Below are 21,281 nucleotides of genomic sequence, written 5' to 3'. Positions count from 1 at the left end.
TTTGCGATGTCATGGCTCTAACATGACCGTCGCGGAGTGTCAGGCGGGAAAACATACCGCAGTGACAGGAAATGGCAAATTCCCGCCAAGGCACGACAGTCGGGGCAAAATAAGAAAAGGGACCGCGAACGGGTCCCTTTTCCGATGTTTTTTATCTCCCCGTCGGACTGGCCGACTTAGTCATTAACGAGACGCTAGGACGTTTGTAACAATCCGTCAACAGGCTTTGCCGAGAAAGGTTACAAAAAGAGGCGCCGCCCCGAAACACGGGGCGGCCAGTACGACAGGGAGGAGGAATTCACCGCCCCGACACCGGCTATGGTGAATTTTTTCACTGTGACACGAAGGGGTTAACAATGTATTTTAGGGACAGATGGAAGTGATTAAACAAGAGGCATTCTGGTGCAGGACAGTATCTTTATCGGCGGTGGCGGCGAAAATTACGGGGAAAAACAGGGGCTGAAGCTGAAATATGCAAATCGCCACGGGCTGATCGCCGGGGCGACGGGCACCGGAAAGACCGTGACGCTGCAAATCATGGCCGAAGGGTTTTCCGCCATGGGCGTTCCGGTCTTCCTGTCGGACGTCAAGGGAGACCTGTCGGGGCTGGCCGCTGCCGGATCGCCCGAATTCAAGCTGCATGACGCCTTCATGGACCGCGCCGGCAAGATCGGCTTCGACGATTACAGCTACCAATCCTTCCCGGTCACCTTCTGGGACCTGTTCGGCGAACAGGGCCACCCGGTGCGCACCACGGTGGCCGAAATGGGCCCGCTGCTGATTTCGCGCCTGCTGGAGCTGAGCGAGGCGCAGGAAGGCATCCTGAACATCGCCTTCCGGCTGGCCGACGAACAGGGGCTGCCTTTGCTGGACCTGAAGGACCTGCAGGCGCTGCTGGTCTGGGTCGGCGAAAACCGTGCCGAGCTGAGCCTGCGCTACGGCAATATCTCGGTCCAGTCGGTGGGCGCGATCCAGCGCCGGCTGCTGGTGCTGGAAAACCAGGGCGGCGCGAAGCTGTTCGGCGAGCCGGCGCTGGAACTGGCCGACCTGATGCGCACCGACCTGGACGGCCGCGGCCGGATCAACATCCTGGCCGCCGACAAGCTGATGGGATCGCCGCGGCTGTACGCGACCTTCCTGTTGTGGCTGCTATCGGAACTGTTCGAGGACCTGCCCGAGGTGGGCGATCCCGACAAGCCCAAGCTGGTCTTCTTCTTCGACGAGGCGCATCTGCTGTTCGACGACGCGCCCAAGGCGCTGGTCGACAAGGTGGAACAGGTGGCCCGGCTGATCCGGTCCAAGGGCGTGGGGGTGTATTTCATCACCCAGAACCCGGCCGACGTGCCCGAGGATATCCTCGGCCAGCTCGGCAACCGGGTGCAGCACGCGCTGCGCGCTTTCACCGCGCGCGACCGCAAGGAATTGCGGCTGGCGGCGGAGACCTATCGCGACAATCCCCGTTTCGACACCGAGGAAGCGATCCGCGAGGTCGGCGTCGGCGAGGCGGTGACGTCGTTCCTGGCCAAGAAGGGCGTGCCCGGCGTGGTCGAACGCACGCTGGTGCGACCGCCCTCGTCGCATCTTGGCCCGATCGATGCGGCCGCGCGCAGGCGGCTGATCGACGCCTCGCCCGTGGCCGGGAAATACGAGGTGCTGCAGGACCGCCATTCGGCCTATGAAATCCTGACCAAGCGCGCCCAGGACGCCGCGAAGGAGGCCGAAGCGGCCGAACGCGCCGAGGAAGAGGCCGAGGAGATGGAGCGCGAATTCAAGGCCGCGCGGCGCTATTCCGGCAGCCGTGTGAAGCGGTCGTCGTCGCGCTCATCCCGCAGCAATACGCGCGGCGACACGGTGGGCGAGGCACTTGGCAAGGCGCTGGTCAAGGAATTGCGCGGCACCACCGGGCGGCGCATCGTGCGCGGCATCCTGGGCGGGCTGTTCAAGGGCAAGTGAGACCGGAGGGCGGGCAGGGGGCGCTGCCCCCGCCGCCTGAAAATCGAAGCGATTTTCAGACGACTCCCCCGGGATATTTTTGAACAGAAGAAGCAGAAAGGGCCCCGAAGGGCCCTTTTTCATTTCTCCGGGATCAGGCCGCGTGGGCTGAACCTGAGCACCAGAAGCAGCACCAGCCCCATCGTCAGCAGCCGCATATGCGCGGTGCTGTCCAGCAGATGCGCCTTCAGTGCGCTGTCCTCGGCCATGCCAAAGGTGATCAGCTGCATCAACCACTGGCCCAGCGGTTCCACCTGGACCCAGAGGAACCAGATCAGGAACCCGCCCAGCACGGAGCCGATATTGTTGCCCGAACCGCCGACGATCACCATCACCCAGATCAGGAAGGTGAAGCGCAGCGGCTGGTAGGTGCCCGGCGTCAGCTGCCCGTCCAGCGTGGTCATCATCGCCCCGGCGATGCCGCAGATGGCGGAGCCGAGGATGAAGACCTGCAGGTGGCGGCGGGTGACATCCTTGCCCATCGCCTCGGCCGCGGCTTCGTTGTCGCGGATCGCGCGCATCATCCGGCCCCAGGGCGAATGCAGCGCCCGCTGCACCATCCACAGCAGGATCAGCAGCACCACGGTGAACAGCGCCGCGTAAAGCAGCTTCACCCACAGCGTCGAGGCGGTGGTGGCGTCGAGCCCGAGGCCGGCGGCGCGCTCGACGAAGGCCGGGCTGGCCTGCAGGTCGACCTCGTAGGGCACCGGGCGGGGCAGGCCGATCACGTTCTTCACGCCGCGCGCCAGCCAGTCTTCGTTCTTCATCACAGCGATGATGATCTCGGCGATGCCCATCGTGGCGATGGCCAGGTAATCGGAGCGCAGGCCGAGGGCCGTCTTGCCGATCACCCAGGCGCCGCCCGCAGCCAGCAGCCCGCCCACCGGCCAGGCCAGCAGCACCGGCAGGCCAAGCCCGCCGATATTGCCCGCGGAGGCGGAATTGATCGCCTCGACCGCGCCGACCGCCGGGTCGAAGACCCCGCGATAAAGGAAGAAGCCCGCGATCAGGATCGCCAGAACCGCCAACGCGCGCGCCTTGCCCGGCGCCATGCGGGTATGGGCCAGCACGGCCGCGACCACGGTCGCCGCCCCCAGAACCAGCGCCAGCAGGATGCGGAAGCCGCCGGCGCTCCAGGCTTCGGGGATCGGATCGGTGGACACCAGAACCGTGGCCAGCCCGCCAAGCGCGACAAAGCCCATGATGCCGACGTTGAACAGCCCGGCAAAGCCCCATTGCAGGTTCACGCCCAAGGCCATGATAGCGCTGATCAGACCCATGTTGAGGATCTGCAGGGCGGTGTTCCAGCTTTGCATGAACCCGGTCAGCACGATCATCAGCCCGACGATGGCGAACAGGCCGGTTTTCTTCATCATGTCGTTCATACCGCTTTCCCCTTGAAAAGGCCGGTCGGCTTGAACAGGAGCACGATCACCAGGATCGCGAAGCTGACGGCGAATTTATAATCCGTGGACAGAAGCTGCACCAACCCGTCCGGGGCCAGGCTGTCGGGCAACAGATAGCCCAGCACCTTCTTCCAGGCATAGGTGATGGTGACCTCGGAAAAGGCGATCACGAAACCGCCCGCGATGGCGCCCAGCGGGCTGCCGAGGCCGCCGACGATTGCCGATGCGAAGATGGGCAGCAGCAGCTGGAAATAGGTGAACGGCTTGAAGGTCTTGTCGAGCCCGTACAGCGTGCCCGCCACGGTGGCCAGCGCCGCCACGATCAGCCAGGTGTACAGCACCACCCGTTCGGGGTTGATGCCCGACAGCAGCGCCAGGTCTTCGTTATCCGAATAGGCGCGCATCGATTTTCCGGTGCGGGTGCGGTTGAGGAACCAGAACAGCAGCGCCACCGCGATCACGGCCACCACCACGGTGATGCCCTGGGTGGTCTTGATCGCCAGCCCTTCGCGCAATCCCGTCATCTCTTTGAAATCGCGCGCCGAGATGATGAATCGTTCGCCGTCGGCGAAGCGCTGATCGTTGGGGCCGATGATGAAGCGGACAAGCCCGTTCATGATGAACATCACGCCCATCGACGCGATCACCAGGATCATCGGCTTGGCCTTCTGTTCGCGGTAGAACCTATACACGACCCTGTCGGTGCCCACGATCAGAAGCGCGCAGGCGATGATGCCGAAGGGCAGCGCCAGCAATGCGGTGGGCAGCGGCCCGAACGTGATGCCCATCGACTGGAACCACCAGGTGAACAGCACCACCACCATTGTGCCAAACGCCATGGTGTCGCCATGGGCGAAGTTGGAAAACCGCAGGATGCCGTAGATCAAGGTCACCCCGAGCGCGCCCAGAGCCAGCTGGCTGCCATAGGCGATGGCGGGGATCAGAACGAAGTTGGAAAGCGCCACAATGGCGTTCAGGAAATCCATCAGACCTGCCCCTCACACTGTCCGGAATATCTTTTGCCCCGGTTGCCCAGATAGACGAACTGTCCGTCCGCCTTCAGGTCCAGCCGGTGCTGTCCGCCGAAGGCTTCGACGCGCCAACGCTTGTCGCTGCCTTCAAGGCTGTAATCGGCCGAATAGGGGCCTTGCTTGTCGATCCACAGCCGGTTGTAGCCGTTTTGTTTCCTCACCTCGATTTCGAGGGAAGAGGGCGCGCACATCGCCTCGGCATCGCCGCGGCATTGCTCCTGCGCAAGGCAGCGCAGGGTGCCCGCGGCGGCGACGGAGGCCCCGCAGGTCAGCGCGGCAGCCAGCAGGGTCGATTTGAATGCTAGAGTATTCATCGCTCAGCCCCCCAGGAAACTCTGCCGCACTTCCGGGTCGGCCAGCAATTCCTTGCCGGTGCCGGTATGGGCGTTGGCGCCTTGTACGAGAACGTAACCTTTGTCCGCGATTTCAAGCGCTTGCCGGGCGTTCTGTTCCACCATCAGGATGGAGATGCCGGTGCGGGCGACCTCGATGATGCGGTCGAACAATTCGTCCATCACGATCGGGCTGACGCCTGCGGTGGGTTCATCGAGCAGCAGCACCTTGGGCTGGGTCATCAGCGCCCGGCCGACCGCCACCTGCTGGCGCTGGCCGCCGGACAATTCGCCCGCCGCCTGGTTGCGCTTTTCCTTCAGGATCGGGAACAGGTCATAGACCTGCGCCATGGTATCGCGGAAATCGTCGGTGCGGATGAAGGCGCCCATTTCCAGGTTTTCCTCGACCGTCATCGAGGTGAAGATGTTGCTGGTCTGCGGCACGAAGCCCATGCCCTTCGCCACCCGCGCCTGCGGGGTCAGGTCGGTGATGTCTTCTCCGCCCAGCCGGACCGAGCCCTCGCGCAGATGCAGCATGCCGAAGGTCGCCTTCATCGCGGTCGACTTGCCGGCGCCGTTGGGGCCGACGATGACGGCGATTTCGCCGCGGTTCACCGCGATGGTGCAATCATGCAGGATGTCCGGCCCGGTCTTGCCATAGCCGCCGGTCATGCTGTCGCCGATCAGGAAGGCGTGCCCGGTGTTCATTTCATGGTCGGTGCCGGTGGCCGCGGTCATCGTGCTGCCGCTCGGGTTGGTGATCGTGCGGTCCTTGTTGCCGCGATCGTCCTGATAGGGGTTGCTGGTCATGCGCCCACCTTGTCCTTGTTCTTCAGGCCGGTGCCCAGATAGGCCTCGATCACCTGTTCGTTGGCCTTGATCTCGGCCAGGGTGCCCTCGGCCAGGACCTTGCCCTCGGCCATGCAGATCACCGGGTTGCACAGCTTTTCGATGAAATCCATGTCGTGTTCGATCACCACGAAGGTGTAGCCACGTTCCTGGTTCAGCTGCTTGATCGCGTCGGCGATGGTATAAAGCAGGGTGCGGTTCACGCCCGCGCCGACCTCGTCGAGGAACACGATCTTGGCGTCGACCATCATGGTGCGGCCCAGTTCCAGCAGCTTCTTCTGGCCGCCCGATACCTCGCCCGCCTTCAGGTCGGCGATGTGTTCGATGGTGAGGAATTCCAGAACCTCGTCGGCCTTGGCGCGCAGCGCGCGTTCCTCGTCGGCGATCCGCTTGCGCCCGAACCAGGTGTTCCAAAGGGTTTCGCCCGATTGCGTGCCTGGCACCATCATCAGGTTTTCCCGGCAGGTCATCGAGGAAAATTCATGCGCGATCTGGAAGGTGCGCAGCAATCCCTTGTGGAACAGGTCATGCGGCGGCAGACCGGTGATGTCTTCGCCATCCATCGTCACGCGACCGGAGGTCGGTGGGAGAACGCCGGCGATGACATTGAAAAGAGTGGTTTTTCCAGCCCCGTTCGGGCCGATCAGCCCGGTGATGGAGCCCTGTTCGATGGTCAGGGACGCGCCGTCCACGGCGTGAAAACCACCGAAATGCTTATGGACGTCTTCAACGACGATCATCAGCTTCCCCCGTCTTGGCGCGATTTTGCGCCTTTTTCGTTGTCAGTTATACCAGAACAGCCCGGCAATTGCGGCCGGGCTGTTCAAATCTCTCAGGGCCGGATCTTAGCGATACTTCACCGTGGTGATCTTGCCGTCCTTGAAGGTGATCTGGCGGTAGTTGCCTGCCGATTCACCGGGACCGATCAGTTCGACGGCGGTTGCGCCGACGTAATCGATGTCACCGCCGCCGGCGATGATGTCCAGCGCCTTGCCCAGCTCGCCGGGATAGATCTTTTCACCCGGTGCGTTGGCGACGTCCATGACCTTGGACTTGTAGTCGCCCGGTTCTGCCGAACCGGCCGCCTGCATCGCCAGCATGATCAGAGCGGCAGCGTCGTAGGATTCCGGGGTGAAGGGCGAGGTGGCGTCGAATGCACCGCCGACCTGTTCGACGAATTTCGCCGCGCCCGGGCTGTCGGTGCCGGGGTGCTGACCGGTCGAGCCTTCGACTTCCGAACCGAAGTTGTCTTCCAGCGCCTGGCCGATCATGCCGTCGGGGAAGTGGAAGCTGTCGAATGCGCCCATGTCCAGCGCCGCGCGGACGATGCCGGCACCGCCCTGGTCGACGTAACCCGCGACGACCAGACGCTGACCGCCGGCCGCTGCCAGTGCCGCGACTTCCGCGGTGTAGTCGGCCTTGCCGTCTTCATGCGCGGCGTTGATGGTCACGGTGCCGCCCATGCCTTCGTAGGCAGCCTTGAAGCTGTCGGCCAGACCCTTGCCGTAGTCGTTGTTGGTGTAGGTCAGCGCGACTTCCTTGATGCCTTCTTCCATCAGGATTTCGCTCATCACGACACCCTGGCGGGCATCCGACGGGGCGGTCCGGAAGAACAGGCCGTTGTCTTCGGCTTCCGACAGGGCGGGCGAAGTGGCCGAGGGCGAAATCATGACCACGCCGTTCGGCACGGCGACGTTGGCCAGGATCGCACCGGTGACGCCGGAACAGTCGGCGCCCATGATGCCCTTGACGCCTTCGGCGGTGACCAGGCGTTCGGCGGCCGCGGTGGCCGCGCCTGCGTCGACGCAGGTCGAGTCAGCACGCACCGGCGCGACGGTGGCGCCGCCCAGCAGCTTGCCGCTGTCGCTGACTTCCTTCATCGCCAGCTCGGCGCCGTCGGCCATCGAGGGCGTCAGGGATTCGATCGGGCCGGTGAAGCCCAGGATCACACCGAGTTTGATTTCATCGGCCATCGCGCCGCCAGCCATCAGGGCGGTTGCGGCGGTCGCCATAAGCATTTTTTTCATAAGTCTTCTCCCGTGTTGGAACATAGGTCCGGTGCGAACCCTATCGCCGGTTTCCGGAAATGAAAAGTACTCAGGAATACCCAATAGCCGGTAGGGACGCGGTGATCGGACCGCTGCTGCATCCGCCCCGGCGCGGATGGCCGAAAGGACGTTTTGTAACCAATTCACGACAATAATTGCTTGTTTTGCCACTTTTACGATGGTGAAATTCCAGCAATGCAACCCGACAATCCCGAAGCTGATCTGCAAAGCGGGAGGCAATTGCGCTCTGACCCGTCGCGATCCGAAACAGGGTGACGTTGGGGCAATCGTCCAGTGATGCGAATCTATTGGGCGCTCACCCGGCCGGCGAGGCATGGCTGCCGCGTTCGCGGTAAGGCGTGGTGTTGTAATGCGCCCGGTAGCATTTGGAAAAATGCGACGGCGAGGCGAAACCGCAGGCCAGCGCCACGTTGATCACGCTCATGTCGGTCTGCATCAGCAGGTTGCGCGCCTTCTGCAGACGCAGCTCCATGTAATAGCGTTTCGGGCTGCGGTTGAGGTACCGGCGGAACAGCCGCTCCAGCTGCCGCGTCGACATGCCGACCTGCTGCGCCAGAACCGAGGGGCTGATCGGTTCCTCGATATTGGCCTCCATGTCGCGGATCACCCGGCTCAGCTTGGGGTGGCGCACGCCGATGCGCGACGGCACCGACAGGCGCTGCGTATCCTGGTCGGTGCGGATGGTGGAATAGATCATCTGGTCGGCCACCGCATTGGACAGGTCCGCGCCGTAATCGCCGGCGATCCTGTTCAGCATCATGTCGATCGCCGAGGTGCCGCCGGCGGCGGTCATCCGGTTGCCATCGACCACGAAGACCGACTTGGTCAGTTCCACCTCGTCGAATTCCTCGATGAAACTGTCGTGGTTTTCCCAGTGGATCGTGGCGCGCTTGCCGTCCAGCAGCCCGGCCTTGGCCAGCGCATAGGTGGCGGTGCAAACCCCGCCGATCATGATTCCCTTGCGCGCTTCGCGGCGCAGCCAGGACAGCAGTTTCTTGCTGGTGGCCTTCTGCACGTGTTCGCCGCCGCACAGGATCAGCGTGTCGTCGCGGGTCAGTTCGTCCAGCCCGCCATCGAGCTTGAATTCGGTTCCCGCAGAACAGCGCACGCTGTCGCCACCTTCACCGATCAGGATCCAGTCATAAAGCTGCTTGCCCGACATCCGGTTGGCAAGGCGCAGGCATTCGAGCGCCGCAGAGAAGCTCATCAGCGTGAAATTTTCCATCAAAACAAAGACAAAGCGACGGGGCCTGCTGGTGACGCCCGACACTTCGACGGCCTTGCGAGATGTATCCATGGCTGCGATCCTTTGCCAGAATGGGGGTGAGCACAGCAGCTTTTTGAACGCCGCGCAAGGGCCGGGGCCCCGCGACCATGCCATATATGAAGTTTTTGAATCGGTTATGGTCAGGGACCGACGGGTTCTATATAGGAAAACGACATTAGTTGACGAACCGGAGTTACGACCATGAGCGAGTGGCAAAAAACCAATTGGCGTTCGAAGCCTAGGGTTCAGATGCCCGATTATACGGATCAGGCCGCGCTGAACGCCGTCGAGGCGCAGCTGTCCAAATATCCGCCGCTGGTCTTCGCCGGTGAGGCGCGCAAGCTGAAAGCTGCCCTTGGCGCCGCCTCGCGCGGAGAAGCCTTCCTGCTGCAGGGCGGCGACTGCGCCGAAAGTTTTGAGCAATTCAGCGCCAACGCGATCCGCGACACTTTCAAGGTGATGCTGCAGATGGCGATGGTGCTGACCTATGGCGCCAAGGTGCCGGTGGTGAAGGTCGGCCGCATGGCCGGTCAATTCGCCAAGCCCCGGTCTGCGCCGACCGAAACCGTGGGCGAGGTGGAACTGCCCAGCTATCGCGGCGACATCATCAACGAACTGGCCTTCACCCCCGAGGCGCGGATCCCCGATCCGAACAAGATGCTGCAGGCCTATACCCAGGCCGCGGCGACGCTGAACCTGCTGCGCGCCTTTTCCACCGGCGGCTATGCCGATGTGCACCAGGTGCATTCCTGGACGCTGGGCTTTGCCGAGGGCGAAAAGGCTGCAAAATACCGCGACATGGCCAACCGGATCAGCGACACGCTCGATTTCATGAAGGCCGCCGGGCTCGACAGCGACCGTGAACCCTCGCTGCAGACGGTGGATTTCTACACCAGCCACGAAGCGCTGCTGCTGGAATACGAAGAGGCGCTGTGCCGGATCGATTCCACCTCCGGCAAGTGGCTGGCGGGCTCGGGTCACATGATCTGGATCGGCGACCGCACCCGGCAGCCCGACGGCGCCCATGTGGAATTCTGCCGCGGCGTGCTGAACCCGATCGGGCTGAAATGCGGTCCCACCACCACCGCCGAGGACCTCAAGGTGCTGATGGCCAAGCTGAACCCGGAAAACGAAGAGGGCCGTCTGACCCTGATCGCCCGTTTCGGCGCCGGCAATGTCGGCGATCACCTGCCGCGGCTGATCAAGGCGGTGCAGGAAGAGGGCGCCAAGGTGCTTTGGACCTGCGACCCGATGCATGGCAACACGATCAAGTCGGCCACCGGCTACAAGACCCGGCCGTTTGAATCGGTGCTGCGCGAGGTGCAGGAATTCTTCGCCATCCACCGCGCCGAGGGCACCATCCCGGGCGGCGTGCATTTCGAAATGACCGGCCAGGACGTGACCGAATGCACCGGCGGCGTGCGCGCGGTGACCGAAGAGGACCTGTCGGCGCGCTACCACACCGCCTGCGACCCGCGCCTGAACGCCAGCCAGTCGCTGGAACTGGCTTTCCTGGTAGCCGAGGAACTTTCGGCGCTGCGCGAAAACAGCCAGGCCAAGGCGGGCTGAGTAATCGGGGCGCGCCCTTGCCGGGCCGCCCCCACTTCTTCTGTTCAAAAATATCCCGGGGTGAATTGGCCAAGGGCCAAGAGGGGCAGCGCCCCTCCATTCCCCCACCGCCGGTTGCGCTGGCCTCACGGGGCAAACTGGGCTAAGCCCAAGGAAAATCTCACGCGGGGGGAGGGGCCTTTGATACAGTCGATGACAGGGTTCGCGTCCGGCACCGGCGCCCATGCGCCGTTCAGCTGGACCTGGGAAATGCGGTCGGTCAACGCCAAGGGGCTGGACCTGCGGCTGCGCGTACCCGACTGGATCGAGGGGCTGGAAACCGCCTTGCGCGCTCGTCTGGGCAAGGCATTGGGCCGCGGCAACGTCACCCTTACGCTCAGGGTGCAGCGCGAAGAGATGGGCAGCGAATTGTCGGTCAACGACGCGGTGCTGGCTTCGGTCCTCTCGGCTTTGGCGACGGTCGAACACAAGGCCAAGGAACGCGGGCTGTCGCTGGCCCAGACCACGGCGGCCGATCTGCTGTCGGTGAGGGGCGTTTTGGAACAGACCTCGCCCGAGCAGGAAACCAAGGAGCTGGCGGCGGCGCTGATCGCGGATTTCGAACCGCTGCTGGCGCAGTTCCTGGCGATGCGCGCCTCCGAGGGCGAGGCGCTGCACGCGGTGCTGACCCGGCAGACCGGCGAGATCGAAACGCTGGTCGCACAGGCCGAGGAAGCGGTGGCGGCGCGCCGGTCGGAAATGGCGGCGGCGTTGCGCAATGCGCTGGACCGGGTGACCCAGAACACCGACGCGGTGGATGAACAGCGCATCGCGCAGGAACTGGCGCTGATCGCGGTGAAATCGGACGTGACCGAGGAACTCGACCGGCTGAAGGCCCATATCGGCGCGGCGCGCGGGCTTTTGCAGGAACGCAATCCGGTGGGGCGGAAAATCGATTTCCTCATGCAGGAATTCAATCGCGAAGCCAACACGCTGTGTTCCAAGTCGCAAAATGCCGATCTTACGCGGATCGGGCTGGACCTGAAGACCGTGATCGATCAAATGCGCGAACAAGTGCAGAATGTGGAGTAACCCCGGACAATGAGCCAGCGACGCGGCCTTCTGATCATCCTGTCCTCGCCTTCGGGCGCGGGAAAATCGACCCTGACCCGCCGGTTGCGCGACTGGGACCCGACGATCCGGTTCTCGGTCTCGGCCACCACCCGCGATCCGCGCCCGGGCGAAGTGGATGGGCAGGATTACCATTTCCTGACCGAGGAAAAGTTCAAGCGCGACGTGGCCGATGGCGAGATGCTGGAACACGCCCATGTGTTCGGCAATTTCTACGGCTCGCCCAAGGGGCCGGTCCAGGCCGCCATCGACAACGGCCAGGACGTGCTGTTCGACATCGACTGGCAGGGTGCCGAACAGATCCGCAACTCGGCCTTGGCCGCGCATACCTTGTCGATCTTCATCCTGCCCCCCTCGATCAAGGAACTGCACCGCCGTCTGGTGACCCGCGATCAGGACAGCGCAGAAGTGATCGCCAAGCGGATGCAGAAAAGCTGGGACGAGATCAGCCACTGGGGCAGCTACGATTACGTGCTGATCAACGACGATCTGGACAACACGGCGCAGGATCTGAAAACCATCGTGCAGGCGACCCGCCTGCGGCGGCTGCAGCAACCGGCGCTGGTCGAACATGTGCGCAACCTGCAAAGCGAATTCGAGGACATATCATGACCCTTTACGCATTGGACGGCAAAGCGCCGGTCACCCCCGAAAGCGGCGATTTCTGGGTCGCGCCGGATGCCAACGTGATCGGCAACGTGGTGCTGGAAGAGGCATCCTCGGTCTGGTTCGGCTGCACGCTGCGCGGCGATAACGAGGAAATCCGCATCGGCGCGGGCAGCAACGTGCAGGAAAACACGGTGATGCATACCGACAAGGGTTTCCCGCTGACCATCGCGGCGGGCTGCACCATCGGCCACCGGGCGATGCTGCATGGCTGCACCATCGGCGAAAACAGCCTGATCGGCATGGGTGCGACGGTGCTGAACGGCGCCAAGATCGGCAAGAACTGTCTGATCGGGGCCAATGCCTTGATCACCGAGGGCAAGGAAATCCCCGACGGGTCGCTGGTGATGGGGGCGCCGGGCAAGGTGGTGCGCCAGCTCGACGAGGACGCCATCGAAAAGCTGCGCTGGAGCGCCAGGCACTATCAGGACAACATGCGCCGCTTCCGCGCGGGGCTGCAAGCGATCGACTGAGACCGACATGACGCAGGATGCCATCCAGGGGCTGATCGACGCCCTGCCATTGCCCACGCTGATGGTCACGCAGGGCGACAGGATCGTCGGCGCCAATGCCCGGGCGGAAAAGCTGCTGGGGCAGGGGCTGGCGGGCCGCCACCTGGTCACCGTGCTGCGCCACCCATCGGTTCTCGACGCGATCGAGGCCTGCGCGACCTCGCGCAAGCCCAAGACCACCCGCTACCTGACCAGCGCCGACCGCAATGAAATGACCTATCAGGTTCATTGCGGTTATATCGACCTGGCCGAGGGGCATGGCGTGCTGGTCAGTTTCGAAGACATCACCCATGTCGAGGCGATCAGCCAGATGCGGCGGGATTTCGTCGCCAATGTCAGCCACGAACTGCGCACGCCGCTGACCGCGCTGATGGGGTTCATCGAAACCCTGCAGGGCCCGGCCAGCAAGGACCCGGCGGCGCAGGAACGTTTCCTGGGCATCATGATGAACGAAGCGGGGCGGATGAACCGGCTGGTCAGCGACCTGCTGTCGCTGAGCCAGGTGGAATCCGAAGAACGCATCCGCCCGTCGCAAAGCACCGACCTGACCGAACTGATCGGATCGACCCTGCGCCGCATCGCGCCGGTGGCGGAAAAGTCGCGGGTCACCCTGCAGGACGAATTGCCCTCGACCCCGGTGCTGGTGCCCGGCGACGAAGACCAGCTGCGCCAGGTCTTCACCAACCTGATCGAGAACGCGATCAAATACGGCGGCACCGATCAGACGGTGACCGTTCGGCTGACCCAGATGCAGCGCGATCCGGCGCTGCGCGGACCCGGGGTGCGGGTCGAGGTGCGCGATACCGGGTCGGGCATCGACCAAGTGCATCTGCCGCGGCTGACCGAACGGTTTTACCGCGTCGACAGCCACCGGTCGCGCGAAATGGGCGGCACCGGTTTGGGGCTGGCCATCGTCAAGCATATCGTCAACCGGCACCGCGGCCGGCTGAAGATCGAAAGCACCGCCGGAGAGGGCAGCCGCTTCACCGTGATTCTTCCGGCGCTAGACTAACGGCGTCACTTGTCTATCTGGCGGCCTGCGGCGGGTTTTTCTGCGTGCAGCATTTCCGATAAATAAAATGATTTAAAACAAGGGGTAAGCATTATTCCTTGTTTCAGTGTGACGATCTGCCGGCAATTAATGGCCGGTTGTCATGTAACTGTTACATAGCTGTCACAAAAGCATCGTGTGAACCCGATAGGCCGCCTTTTGAGATCATCAAAATGGATGATCCTGCACAAAACGAAATCAGGAGTTTCCCTATGTCCTTCGTGAAACTGACCGCCTCGGCTCTAGCGATCGCTGCCGTTTCCGCAACCGCTGCTTCGGCCCGTGATCAGATCCAGATCGCCGGTTCGTCGACCGTTCTGCCCTACGCAACCATCGTCGCCGAAGCCTTCGGCGAAAACTTCGACTTCCCGACCCCCGTCGTTGAAGGTGGCGGTTCGGGTGCCGGCCGTAAGAAAATGTGTGAAGGTGTCGGCGAAAACACCATCGACATCGCCAACTCGTCCTCGCGCATCAAGCAGTCGGATATCGACCTGTGCGCCAGCAACGGCGTCAACGAAATCATGGAAGTCCGTATCGGCTATGACGGCATCGTCTTTGCCTCGGACATCAACGGCCCGGAATTCGCCTTCACCCCGGCCGACTGGTACAACGCTCTGGCCGCTCAGGTCGTCGTCGACGGCAAGCTGGTCGACAACACCAACAAAACCTGGGCCGACGTGAACGGCGACCTGGCCGACCAAGCCATCCTGGCCTTCATCCCGGGCACCAAGCACGGCACCCGCGAAGTCTTCGACGTGAAGGTTCTGGAAGCCGGCTGTAAAGCCACCGGCGCCTATGATATCTACAAAGAAGCCAACGGCGGCGACAAGAAAAAGGCTGCGAAAGCCTGCTACACCCTGCGCACCGACGGCGTTTCGGTCGACATCGACGGCGACTACACCGAAACCCTGGCCCGTCTGGAAGCCAACCCGCAGGCCCTGGGCGTCTTCGGTCTGTCGTTCTACGAAAACAACACCGACAAGCTGCGCGTTGCCACCATGGGCGGCATCGTACCCTCGACCGAATCGATCGCAACCGGCGAATACCCGGTGTCGCGCCCGCTGTTCTTCTACGTGAAGAAAGCGCACCTGGGTGTGATCCCCGGCCTGCAGGAATACATCGACTTCTTCGTGTCGGATGAAATCGCAGGCCCCGACGGCCCGCTGGCCGAATACGGTCTGGTTTCGGACCCGGAACTGGCCAAGACCCAGGAAATGGTCGCCAACGGCGTTCCGATGGGCGCGCTGAACTAAGCGTCTGATCCAGCAGGTGGCGCCGATCCGGCGCCACCTGTCTCTACCTCCCAAACATTTTCCGCGATGGAGCCATCATGAGCGCCGGCCTCATTATTCTTGTCGTCCTACTCATCGCTTGTGCCGGTTTCTTTGTGGGCCGCTCTCGCGCAATCGCAACTGCAGGCGGCGATATCCGCAACCTGCATTCCCGCCCGAATTATTACGGTCTGACCGTCGCTCTGTTCAGCGCCGCGCCGGCGCTGATGATCGCGGTTCTCTGGCTGTTGCTGCAGCCCCTCTATATCGAAGGCCAGGTGTCGGAGATGATCGCGCCGGCCGATATTCCCGAGGGCGGCTCGCTCAGCCTGGTGATGACCGATGTCCGGCGCATCGCCGACGGTCTCGACGTGGCCGTCGATGCCGGAACCCTGACCGAAGACCGTATCGAGGACATGCGCGCCGACCTGTCCGACCTGCGGACCCGCCTGGGCGAGGTTGGCATCGCCGTCGCTTCGGAAGTCCGCCAGAACGTGTTCATGGCGGCCAAGACCTATCGTGAACTCGCTGCCAAGCTGCGCCTTGCCATGGCGGTGATCGTGATCGGGGCCAGCCTTGCCGGCGCGGCCTTCTCGCTGCTGCGGATCAATCCCGACTATCGCGCCCGCAACGTTTCGGAACACGCGATCAAGGCGCTGCTGATCCTGTCGTCCTCGGTGGCGATCCTGACCACCGTCGGGATCATCTTTTCGCTGCTGTTCGAAACGCTGCATTTCTTCCGGCTCTACCCGGCGAAGGATTTCTTCTTCAGCTCGATCTGGAACCCGCAGTTCCAGGGCGGGTCCGACCTGGGCATCCTGCCGCTGCTGTGGGGCACGCTTTACGTGTCCTTCGTGGCGCTGATCTTCGCGGTGCCGATCGGGCTTCTGGCCGCCGTGTACCTGTCCGAATATGCCAGCAAGCACGTGCGTTCCTTCGCCAAGCCCGCGATCGAGATCCTGGCCGGTATCCCGACCATCGTCTACGGTCTGTTTGCGCTGATCACCGTGGGTCCGCTGCTGCGCGATTATTTCGCCGAACCGCTGGGGCTGGGCAATTCGTCGTCTTCGGTGCTGACCGCGGGCGTGGTGCTGGGCATCATGCTGATCCCCTTCGTGTCGTCGCTGTCCGATGACGTGATCAACGCGGTGCCGCAGGCGATGCGCGACGGGTCCTACGGGCTGGGCGCGACCAAATCCGAAACCATCAAGCAGGTGATCCTGCCCGCCGCATTGCCCGGCATCGTCGGCGCCGTGTTGCTGGCCGCCAGCCGCGCCATCGGCGAAACCATGATCGTGGTGATGGGGGCAGGGGCCGCCGCCAAGCTCAGCCTCAACCCGTTCGAGGCGATGACGACGATCACCGTGAAAATCGTCAGCCAGCTGACCGGCGACACCGAATTCGCCAGCCCTGAAACGCTGGTGGCCTTCGCGCTCGGCCTGTCGCTTTTCGTTGTCACTCTGGGGCTGAATGTCCTCGCGCTCTACATCGTGCGCAAATACCGGGAGCAGTATGAATGACCGACGCGTCCATGCCCGAAACCTCGCCGAGCAGCAAACATACCAGTTCGCTTCTGCAGCAGGATGTGCGCACCAAGAAGCGCAACGCTTCCGAGGCTCGCTTCAAGGCCTATGGCGCGATTGCCATCGGCATCGCAATCCTGGCGCTGGTCGCGCTGATGACGTCGATCCTGGCGAACGGGTCCTCGGCCTTCAGGCAGACCTTCATCTCGCTCGACGTCTATCTTGATCCGGCGAAGCTGGACAAGGACGGCACCCGCGATCCCGAAGCGATCGCCAAAGTGTCGACCTTCGGCTACGCGCCGCTGATCAAGGCCGCTTTCGATAAGGAATTCGAAAAGCCCGAAATCGGCCTGGAAGGCATGAAGTCGAGCGAAGCCGCCAAGATGATTTCCAAGGAAGGCCCGGCCGAGCTGCGCCGCTACGTTCTGGAAAACCCCGACATGATCGGCGAAACGGTGCGGTTCGACTTCCTCGCCGGGGGCAGGATCGACGGCTATTTCAAGGGCCGGGTGACGATGGAAAGCGCCGAGCGGGACAAGAACGTGTCGCCCGAGCAGCTGCAACTGGCCGACCAGCTGAAAGCGGCGGGCCTGCTGAAAACCAAGTTCAACTGGGGCTTCCTGACACGCGCGGATGCGTCGGAAAACCGGCCCGAGGCCGCCGGTCTGGGCGTGGCGATCCTGGGATCGTTCTACATGATGATCGTGGTGCTGGTGCTGGCGCTGCCGATCGGTGTGGCGGCCTCGATCTACCTTGAGGAATTCGCGCCGAAGAACTGGTTCACCGACATCATCGAGGTCAATATCTCGAACCTCGCCGCGGTGCCGTCGATCGTGTTCGGTATCCTTGGCCTGGCGATCTTCATCAACTTCGCACATCTGCCGCAATCGGCCCCGATCGTGGGCGGGCTGGTGCTGACGCTGATGACGCTGCCGACGATCATCATCGCCACCCGCGCCTCGCTCAAGGCGGTGCCGCCGTCGATCCGCGACGCGGCCCTGGGCATCGGCGCTTCGAAAATGCAGTCGGTATTCCACCACGTGCTGCCGCTGGCCGCGCCGGGCATCCTGACCGGCACCATCATCGGACTGGCCCAGGCCCTGGGCGAAACCGCGCCGCTGCTGCTGATCGGCATGGTCGCCTTCGTGCGCGACTTCCCGTCGGCGCCGCCGGAAGGGTTCTTCGATCCCGCCGCCGCGCTGCCGGTCCAGGTCTATAACTGGACGCAGCGGTCCGACCCGGCCTTCGTCGAACGGGCCTCGGGCGCCATCATCGTCCTTCTGGTGTTCCTGCTGATCATGAACGCCATCGCCATTATCCTGCGCCGCCGTTTCGAACGCCGCTGGTAAGCTGTTACAAGGGAAGTACCCAATGTACGATACACTCATTCCGGAGAACGCCGTGGACCAGAAAGAAATCAAGATCAACGCCGAGGACGTTCAGGTTTACTACGGCGACACCCACGCGATCAAGGACGTCTCGGTCAAGATCGAGGACAAGACCGTCACTGCCTTCATCGGCCCGTCGGGCTGCGGCAAATCCACCTTCCTGCGTTGCCTGAACCGGATGAACGACACGATTGACATCTGCCGGGTCGAGGGCAAGATCCTGCTGGACGGCGAAGACATCTACGACAAGAAGGTCGATCCGGTGCAGCTGCGCGCCAAGGTGGGCATGGTGTTCCAGAAACCGAACCCGTTCCCGAAATCGATCTATGACAACATCGCCTATGGTCCGCGCATCCACGGGCTAGCCAAGAACAAGGCCGATCTGGACGTGATCGTCGAAAAGTCCCTGCGCCGCGGCGCCATCTGGGACGAGGTCAAGGACCGTCTGGATCAGCCCGGCACCGGGTTGTCGGGCGGCCAGCAGCAGCGCCTTTGCATTGCCCGCGCGGTGGCCACCGAACCCGAGGTCCTCTTGATGGACGAACCCTGTTCGGCGCTCGACCCGATCGCCACGGCCCAGGTCGAGGAACTGATCGACGAGCTGCGCCAGGATTATTCGGTGGTGATCGTCACCCACTCGATGCAGCAGGCGGCCCGGGTCAGCCAGAAGACCGCCTTCTTCCACTTGGGCAACCTGGTGGAGTTCGGCGAAACCAGCCAGATCTTTACCAACCCGGTGGACCCGCGCACCGAAAGCTACATCACCGGCCGCATCGGTTGATGCATCGGACCATGATTGAGGACTCCGTATTATGACCGAATCACATATCGTAAAATCCTTCGACCGCGACCTGGAGGCCGTGCAGGCCCAGATCATGAAGATGGGCGGGCTTGTCGAGGAGGCGATCCTGAAAGCGTCGCAATCGCTTGAGGAACGCGACGAGGAACTGGCCGAGCGGGTGCGCAACGGCGATCACGCGATCGACGAGCTGGAAACCCTGATAAACGAAAACACCGCCCGGCTGATCGCGCTGCGGGCGCCGGCGGCGTCGGACCTGCGGGTGATCCTGAGCGTGATGAAGATCGCCGGTAATCTGGAACGGATCGGCGATTACGCGAAAAACATGGCCAAGCGGACCGGCGTGTTGGTGCAGATGTCGCCGATCAACGGGTCGCACGCGGCGCTGCGCCGGATGGCGCGCGAAGTGCAGCTGATGCTGAAAGACGCGCTTGACGCCTATATCCAGCGCGACGCCGAGCTTGCGATGGACGTGATCCACCGCGATGAAGACGTCGACCAGATGTATAACGCGCTGTTCCGCGAATTCCTGACCTTCATGATGGAAGACCCGCGCAACATCACCGCCTGCATGCACCTGCATTTCATCGCCAAGAACACCGAACGGATGGGCGATCACGTCACCTCGATCGCCGAACAGGTGATCTATCTGGTCAAGGGCGAGATCCCCGACATGAGCCGCCCGAAGGGCGACCAGACGTCGGTTGATCCGAAGCTTGGAAAGGTCTGAGTAAGGTGTCGACTACACAACCTACCGTCCTGGTGGTCGAGGATGAACCGGCGCAGCGCGAAGTGCTGGCCTACAACCTCGAAGCCGAGGGGTTTCGCGTCGTCAAGGCCGAGAACGGCGAAGACGGCCTGATCATGGTGGACGAAGAAAACCCCGACATCATCGTGCTGGACTGGATGCTGCCCAGCGTGTCGGGGATCGAGGTCTGCCGCCGTCTGAAGACCCGGCCGGAAACCCGTTCCATCCCGATCATCATGCTGTCGGCCCGGTCCGAGGAAGTCGACCGGGTGCGCGGGCTGGAAACCGGCGCCGACGATTACGTGGTGAAACCCTATTCGCTGGTCGAACTGATGGCCCGGGTACGCGCGCAGCTGCGCCGGACCCGTCCCGCCACGGTGGGCGAGCGGCTGGAATACGAAGACATCGTGCTGGACGCGGAAACCCACCGGGTAACCCGCGACGGCGAGGCGCTGAAGCTGGGGCCGACCGAATTCCGGCTGCTGTCGACCTTCATGGAAAAGCCCGGCCGGGTATGGAGCCGCGAACAGCTGCTTGACCGGGTCTGGGGCCGCGACATCTATGTCGATACCCGCACCGTGGACGTCCATATCGGCCGGCTGCGCAAGGCGCTGACGCGCCATGGCGGTTCCGATCCGCTGCGCACCGTGCGCGGCGCCGGCTACGCCTTGGGCTGAGGCGGATCAACGGGGCAGGGGGTCTTCGTCCTCTGCCCGGGTCGCCAGCCAGTCGCGGAAGGTTTTCAGCGCGCTGTCGCCGGATTTCGCCACCGGCCAGACCAGGTAATAGGCCCCCAGGGGTCGGGTCGGGCCGCCATAGGCCACCACCAGATTGCCATCCGCCAGGTCCTGCTGCACCAGGTAATCGGGCAGCAGCGCCACGCCCAACCCATGCACCGCCGCCTGCAGGATGGTGGAAAACTGGTCGAACAGGGTGCCGCTGATGCCGCTGGCATCCACCCCGTAGCTTTCGAACCATTGCGCCCAGGCCTTGGGCCGGGTTTCGATGTGTAAAAGCGGCATGTCCAGCATGTCGCGCGGATGGGCGATGGTCACGTCGCGCAGCACCTTGGGGGCACAGACCGGCAGCAGGTTTTCCGTCTTCAGCTTCAGGTTCTCGGTGCCGGGCCATTCGGCGTTGCCGAAATGGATCGCCGCGTCGAAAGGCTCAGACGCGAAATCGAAGGGTTTCAGCCGGGTCGCCATGTTGATGGTGATCTCGGGGTGGCGGGCCGCGAAATCGGGCAGGCGGGGCACCAGCCAGCGCATCCCGAAGGTGGGCAGGATCGCCAGGTTCAGGCTGCCGCCGCGCGGGTTGATCTGCACCTTCAGCGACGCCTGCGCGATCACCTGCAGCGCGCCGCGGATCGTCGCGGCATATTCCGCCGCCGCCGGGGTCAGCCGCATGGTCTTGCGTTCGCGGACGATCAGCGTGGTGCCCAGCTGGCTTTCCAGCGCCTGCAACTGACGGCTGACCGCGCTTTGGGTCTGGTTCAGCTCCTCCGCGGCCGCGGTGGCGCTGCCCAGACGGTCCAGCGCTTCCAGCGCGCGCAGCGAGGCGATCGAGGGGAGCAGGCGTCTTTGCGGCGCGATCATGCGGTTAACTCATGAAGTGATGCGAAATATTCGCTGTTTTCGCAGGCCTGTTTGGCGTATTGCCTGATGGAACGCAAGAAAAACTCATGAGGAGGACCCCGTC

At 63.2% G+C, this 21,281-nt stretch carries 20 protein-coding genes; 12 read left to right on the top strand and 8 right to left on the bottom strand.

From position 1 onward, the window contains the following. Positions 1–402 precede the first annotated feature (402 nt). Positions 403–1,953: a helicase HerA-like domain-containing protein gene (locus GR167_RS01400; protein ID WP_160971651.1), complete on the top strand. Its 1,551-nt coding sequence runs from the start codon at positions 403–405 to the stop codon at positions 1,951–1,953. A gap of 119 nt (positions 1,954–2,072) precedes the next feature. On the opposite strand, the gene GR167_RS01395 is transcribed toward GR167_RS01400, so the two are convergent. The 7 genes from GR167_RS01395 to GR167_RS01365 form a co-directional block, all read right to left on the bottom strand. Further along, complete coding sequence (locus tag GR167_RS01395; protein ID WP_160971650.1) at positions 2,073–3,377, bottom strand: branched-chain amino acid ABC transporter permease; 1,305 nt, start codon at positions 3,375–3,377, stop codon at positions 2,073–2,075. Beyond that, positions 3,374–4,384, bottom strand: a complete 1,011-nt coding sequence (locus tag GR167_RS01390) for a branched-chain amino acid ABC transporter permease (RefSeq protein WP_160971649.1) — start codon at positions 4,382–4,384, stop codon at positions 3,374–3,376. The genes GR167_RS01395 and GR167_RS01390 overlap by 4 nt, the downstream gene beginning before the upstream one ends. Beyond that, entirely contained in the window at positions 4,384–4,743 is a 360-nt protein-coding gene (locus GR167_RS01385; protein ID WP_160971648.1) for a hypothetical protein, read from the bottom strand. Before GR167_RS01385 ends, GR167_RS01390 begins: the two co-directional genes overlap by 1 nt. Before the next feature lie 3 nt (positions 4,744–4,746). Beyond that, entirely contained in the window at positions 4,747–5,571 is an 825-nt protein-coding gene (locus tag GR167_RS01380; RefSeq protein WP_160971647.1) for an ABC transporter ATP-binding protein, read from the bottom strand. Further along, a complete protein-coding gene (locus GR167_RS01375) occupies positions 5,568–6,350 on the bottom strand; it encodes an ABC transporter ATP-binding protein (protein ID WP_160971646.1) in 783 nt (260 codons plus the stop codon). Before GR167_RS01375 ends, GR167_RS01380 begins: the two co-directional genes overlap by 4 nt. Positions 6,351–6,455: 105 nt before the next feature. Beyond that, entirely contained in the window at positions 6,456–7,637 is a 1,182-nt protein-coding gene (locus GR167_RS01370) for an ABC transporter substrate-binding protein (protein ID WP_160971645.1), read from the bottom strand. A 337-nt stretch (positions 7,638–7,974) separates the two neighbouring features. Further along, positions 7,975–8,976 carry a GlxA family transcriptional regulator gene (locus tag GR167_RS01365; protein ID WP_212769790.1) on the bottom strand — a complete coding sequence of 334 codons (1,002 nt, stop codon included), beginning with the start codon at positions 8,974–8,976 and terminating at the stop codon, positions 7,975–7,977. A 171-nt stretch (positions 8,977–9,147) separates the two neighbouring features. Between GR167_RS01365 and GR167_RS01360 the strand changes: the two genes are divergently transcribed. From GR167_RS01360 to phoB, 11 genes are all read left to right on the top strand, one after another. After that, entirely contained in the window at positions 9,148–10,515 is a 1,368-nt protein-coding gene (locus GR167_RS01360) for a class II 3-deoxy-7-phosphoheptulonate synthase (RefSeq protein ID WP_160971643.1), read from the top strand. A gap of 192 nt (positions 10,516–10,707) precedes the next feature. Beyond that, positions 10,708–11,586: a YicC/YloC family endoribonuclease gene (locus GR167_RS01355; RefSeq protein ID WP_160971642.1), complete on the top strand. Its 879-nt coding sequence runs from the start codon at positions 10,708–10,710 to the stop codon at positions 11,584–11,586. 9 nt (positions 11,587–11,595) lie between these two features. Beyond that, positions 11,596–12,237 (top strand): guanylate kinase, encoded by a 642-nt coding sequence (gmk, locus tag GR167_RS01350; RefSeq protein WP_160971641.1) that lies wholly within the window; start codon positions 11,596–11,598, stop codon positions 12,235–12,237. Next, positions 12,234–12,764, top strand: coding sequence for a gamma carbonic anhydrase family protein (locus tag GR167_RS01345; protein WP_160971640.1), 531 nt, complete (start codon positions 12,234–12,236; stop codon positions 12,762–12,764). Before gmk ends, GR167_RS01345 begins: the two co-directional genes overlap by 4 nt. Before the next feature lie 7 nt (positions 12,765–12,771). Continuing rightward, entirely contained in the window at positions 12,772–13,815 is a 1,044-nt protein-coding gene (locus tag GR167_RS01340; protein WP_160971639.1) for an ATP-binding protein, read from the top strand. A 251-nt stretch (positions 13,816–14,066) separates the two neighbouring features. Then, on the top strand, positions 14,067–15,107 hold the full coding sequence (locus GR167_RS01335; RefSeq protein ID WP_160971638.1) for a substrate-binding domain-containing protein: 1,041 nt from the start codon (positions 14,067–14,069) through the stop codon (positions 15,105–15,107). Positions 15,108–15,184: 77 nt separating this feature from the next. Continuing rightward, positions 15,185–16,645 carry a phosphate ABC transporter permease subunit PstC gene (gene pstC, locus GR167_RS01330; RefSeq protein ID WP_160971637.1) on the top strand — a complete coding sequence of 487 codons (1,461 nt, stop codon included), beginning with the start codon at positions 15,185–15,187 and terminating at the stop codon, positions 16,643–16,645. Continuing rightward, the gene (gene pstA, locus GR167_RS01325) at positions 16,642–17,997 is read left to right on the top strand and encodes a phosphate ABC transporter permease PstA (protein ID WP_160971636.1); all 1,356 of its coding nucleotides are present in this window, start codon (positions 16,642–16,644) and stop codon (positions 17,995–17,997) included. Before pstC ends, pstA begins: the two co-directional genes overlap by 4 nt. 22 nt (positions 17,998–18,019) lie before the next feature. Beyond that, complete coding sequence (gene pstB, locus GR167_RS01320) at positions 18,020–18,817, top strand: phosphate ABC transporter ATP-binding protein PstB (RefSeq protein ID WP_160971635.1); 798 nt, start codon at positions 18,020–18,022, stop codon at positions 18,815–18,817. Between the two features lie 31 nt (positions 18,818–18,848). Continuing rightward, positions 18,849–19,565, top strand: a complete 717-nt coding sequence (phoU, locus tag GR167_RS01315; protein WP_160971634.1) for a phosphate signaling complex protein PhoU — start codon at positions 18,849–18,851, stop codon at positions 19,563–19,565. 5 nt (positions 19,566–19,570) lie between these two features. Beyond that, on the top strand, positions 19,571–20,260 hold the full coding sequence (gene phoB, locus GR167_RS01310) for a phosphate regulon transcriptional regulator PhoB (protein ID WP_160971633.1): 690 nt from the start codon (positions 19,571–19,573) through the stop codon (positions 20,258–20,260). Between the two features lie 6 nt (positions 20,261–20,266). Here phoB and GR167_RS01305 read toward each other — a convergent pair whose 3' ends face one another. Then, positions 20,267–21,175: a LysR family transcriptional regulator gene (locus GR167_RS01305; protein WP_370741223.1), complete on the bottom strand. Its 909-nt coding sequence runs from the start codon at positions 21,173–21,175 to the stop codon at positions 20,267–20,269. Positions 21,176–21,281 lie beyond the last annotated feature (106 nt).

The sequence above is a fragment of the Thalassovita mangrovi genome (assembly GCF_009857745.1).
GTDB lineage: Bacteria > Pseudomonadota > Alphaproteobacteria > Rhodobacterales > Rhodobacteraceae > Thalassobius > Thalassobius mangrovi.
The sequence above is the reverse complement of the archived record's forward strand: the minus strand, read 5'-3'. Positions and strand labels throughout refer to the sequence as shown.

Coding starts and splice junctions, on each gene's coding strand:
- GR167_RS01395 (WP_160971650.1), bottom strand. CDS start 3,377: ATGAACGACATGATGAAGAAAACCGGCCTGTTCGCCATCGTCGGGCTG.
- GR167_RS01390 (WP_160971649.1), bottom strand. CDS start 4,384: ATGGATTTCCTGAACGCCATTGTGGCGCTTTCCAACTTCGTTCTGATC.
- GR167_RS01385 (WP_160971648.1), bottom strand. CDS start 4,743: ATGAATACTCTAGCATTCAAATCGACCCTGCTGGCTGCCGCGCTGACC.
- GR167_RS01380 (WP_160971647.1), bottom strand. CDS start 5,571: ATGACCAGCAACCCCTATCAGGACGATCGCGGCAACAAGGACCGCACG.
- GR167_RS01375 (WP_160971646.1), bottom strand. CDS start 6,350: ATGATCGTCGTTGAAGACGTCCATAAGCATTTCGGTGGTTTTCACGCC.
- GR167_RS01370 (WP_160971645.1), bottom strand. CDS start 7,637: ATGAAAAAAATGCTTATGGCGACCGCCGCAACCGCCCTGATGGCTGGC.
- GR167_RS01365 (WP_212769790.1), bottom strand. CDS start 8,976: ATGGATACATCTCGCAAGGCCGTCGAAGTGTCGGGCGTCACCAGCAGG.
- GR167_RS01360 (WP_160971643.1), top strand. CDS start 9,148: ATGAGCGAGTGGCAAAAAACCAATTGGCGTTCGAAGCCTAGGGTTCAG.
- GR167_RS01355 (WP_160971642.1), top strand. CDS start 10,708: ATGACAGGGTTCGCGTCCGGCACCGGCGCCCATGCGCCGTTCAGCTGG.
- gmk (WP_160971641.1), top strand. CDS start 11,596: ATGAGCCAGCGACGCGGCCTTCTGATCATCCTGTCCTCGCCTTCGGGC.
- GR167_RS01345 (WP_160971640.1), top strand. CDS start 12,234: ATGACCCTTTACGCATTGGACGGCAAAGCGCCGGTCACCCCCGAAAGC.
- GR167_RS01340 (WP_160971639.1), top strand. CDS start 12,772: ATGACGCAGGATGCCATCCAGGGGCTGATCGACGCCCTGCCATTGCCC.
- GR167_RS01335 (WP_160971638.1), top strand. CDS start 14,067: ATGTCCTTCGTGAAACTGACCGCCTCGGCTCTAGCGATCGCTGCCGTT.
- pstC (WP_160971637.1), top strand. CDS start 15,185: ATGAGCGCCGGCCTCATTATTCTTGTCGTCCTACTCATCGCTTGTGCC.
- pstA (WP_160971636.1), top strand. CDS start 16,642: ATGACCGACGCGTCCATGCCCGAAACCTCGCCGAGCAGCAAACATACC.
- pstB (WP_160971635.1), top strand. CDS start 18,020: ATGTACGATACACTCATTCCGGAGAACGCCGTGGACCAGAAAGAAATC.
- phoU (WP_160971634.1), top strand. CDS start 18,849: ATGACCGAATCACATATCGTAAAATCCTTCGACCGCGACCTGGAGGCC.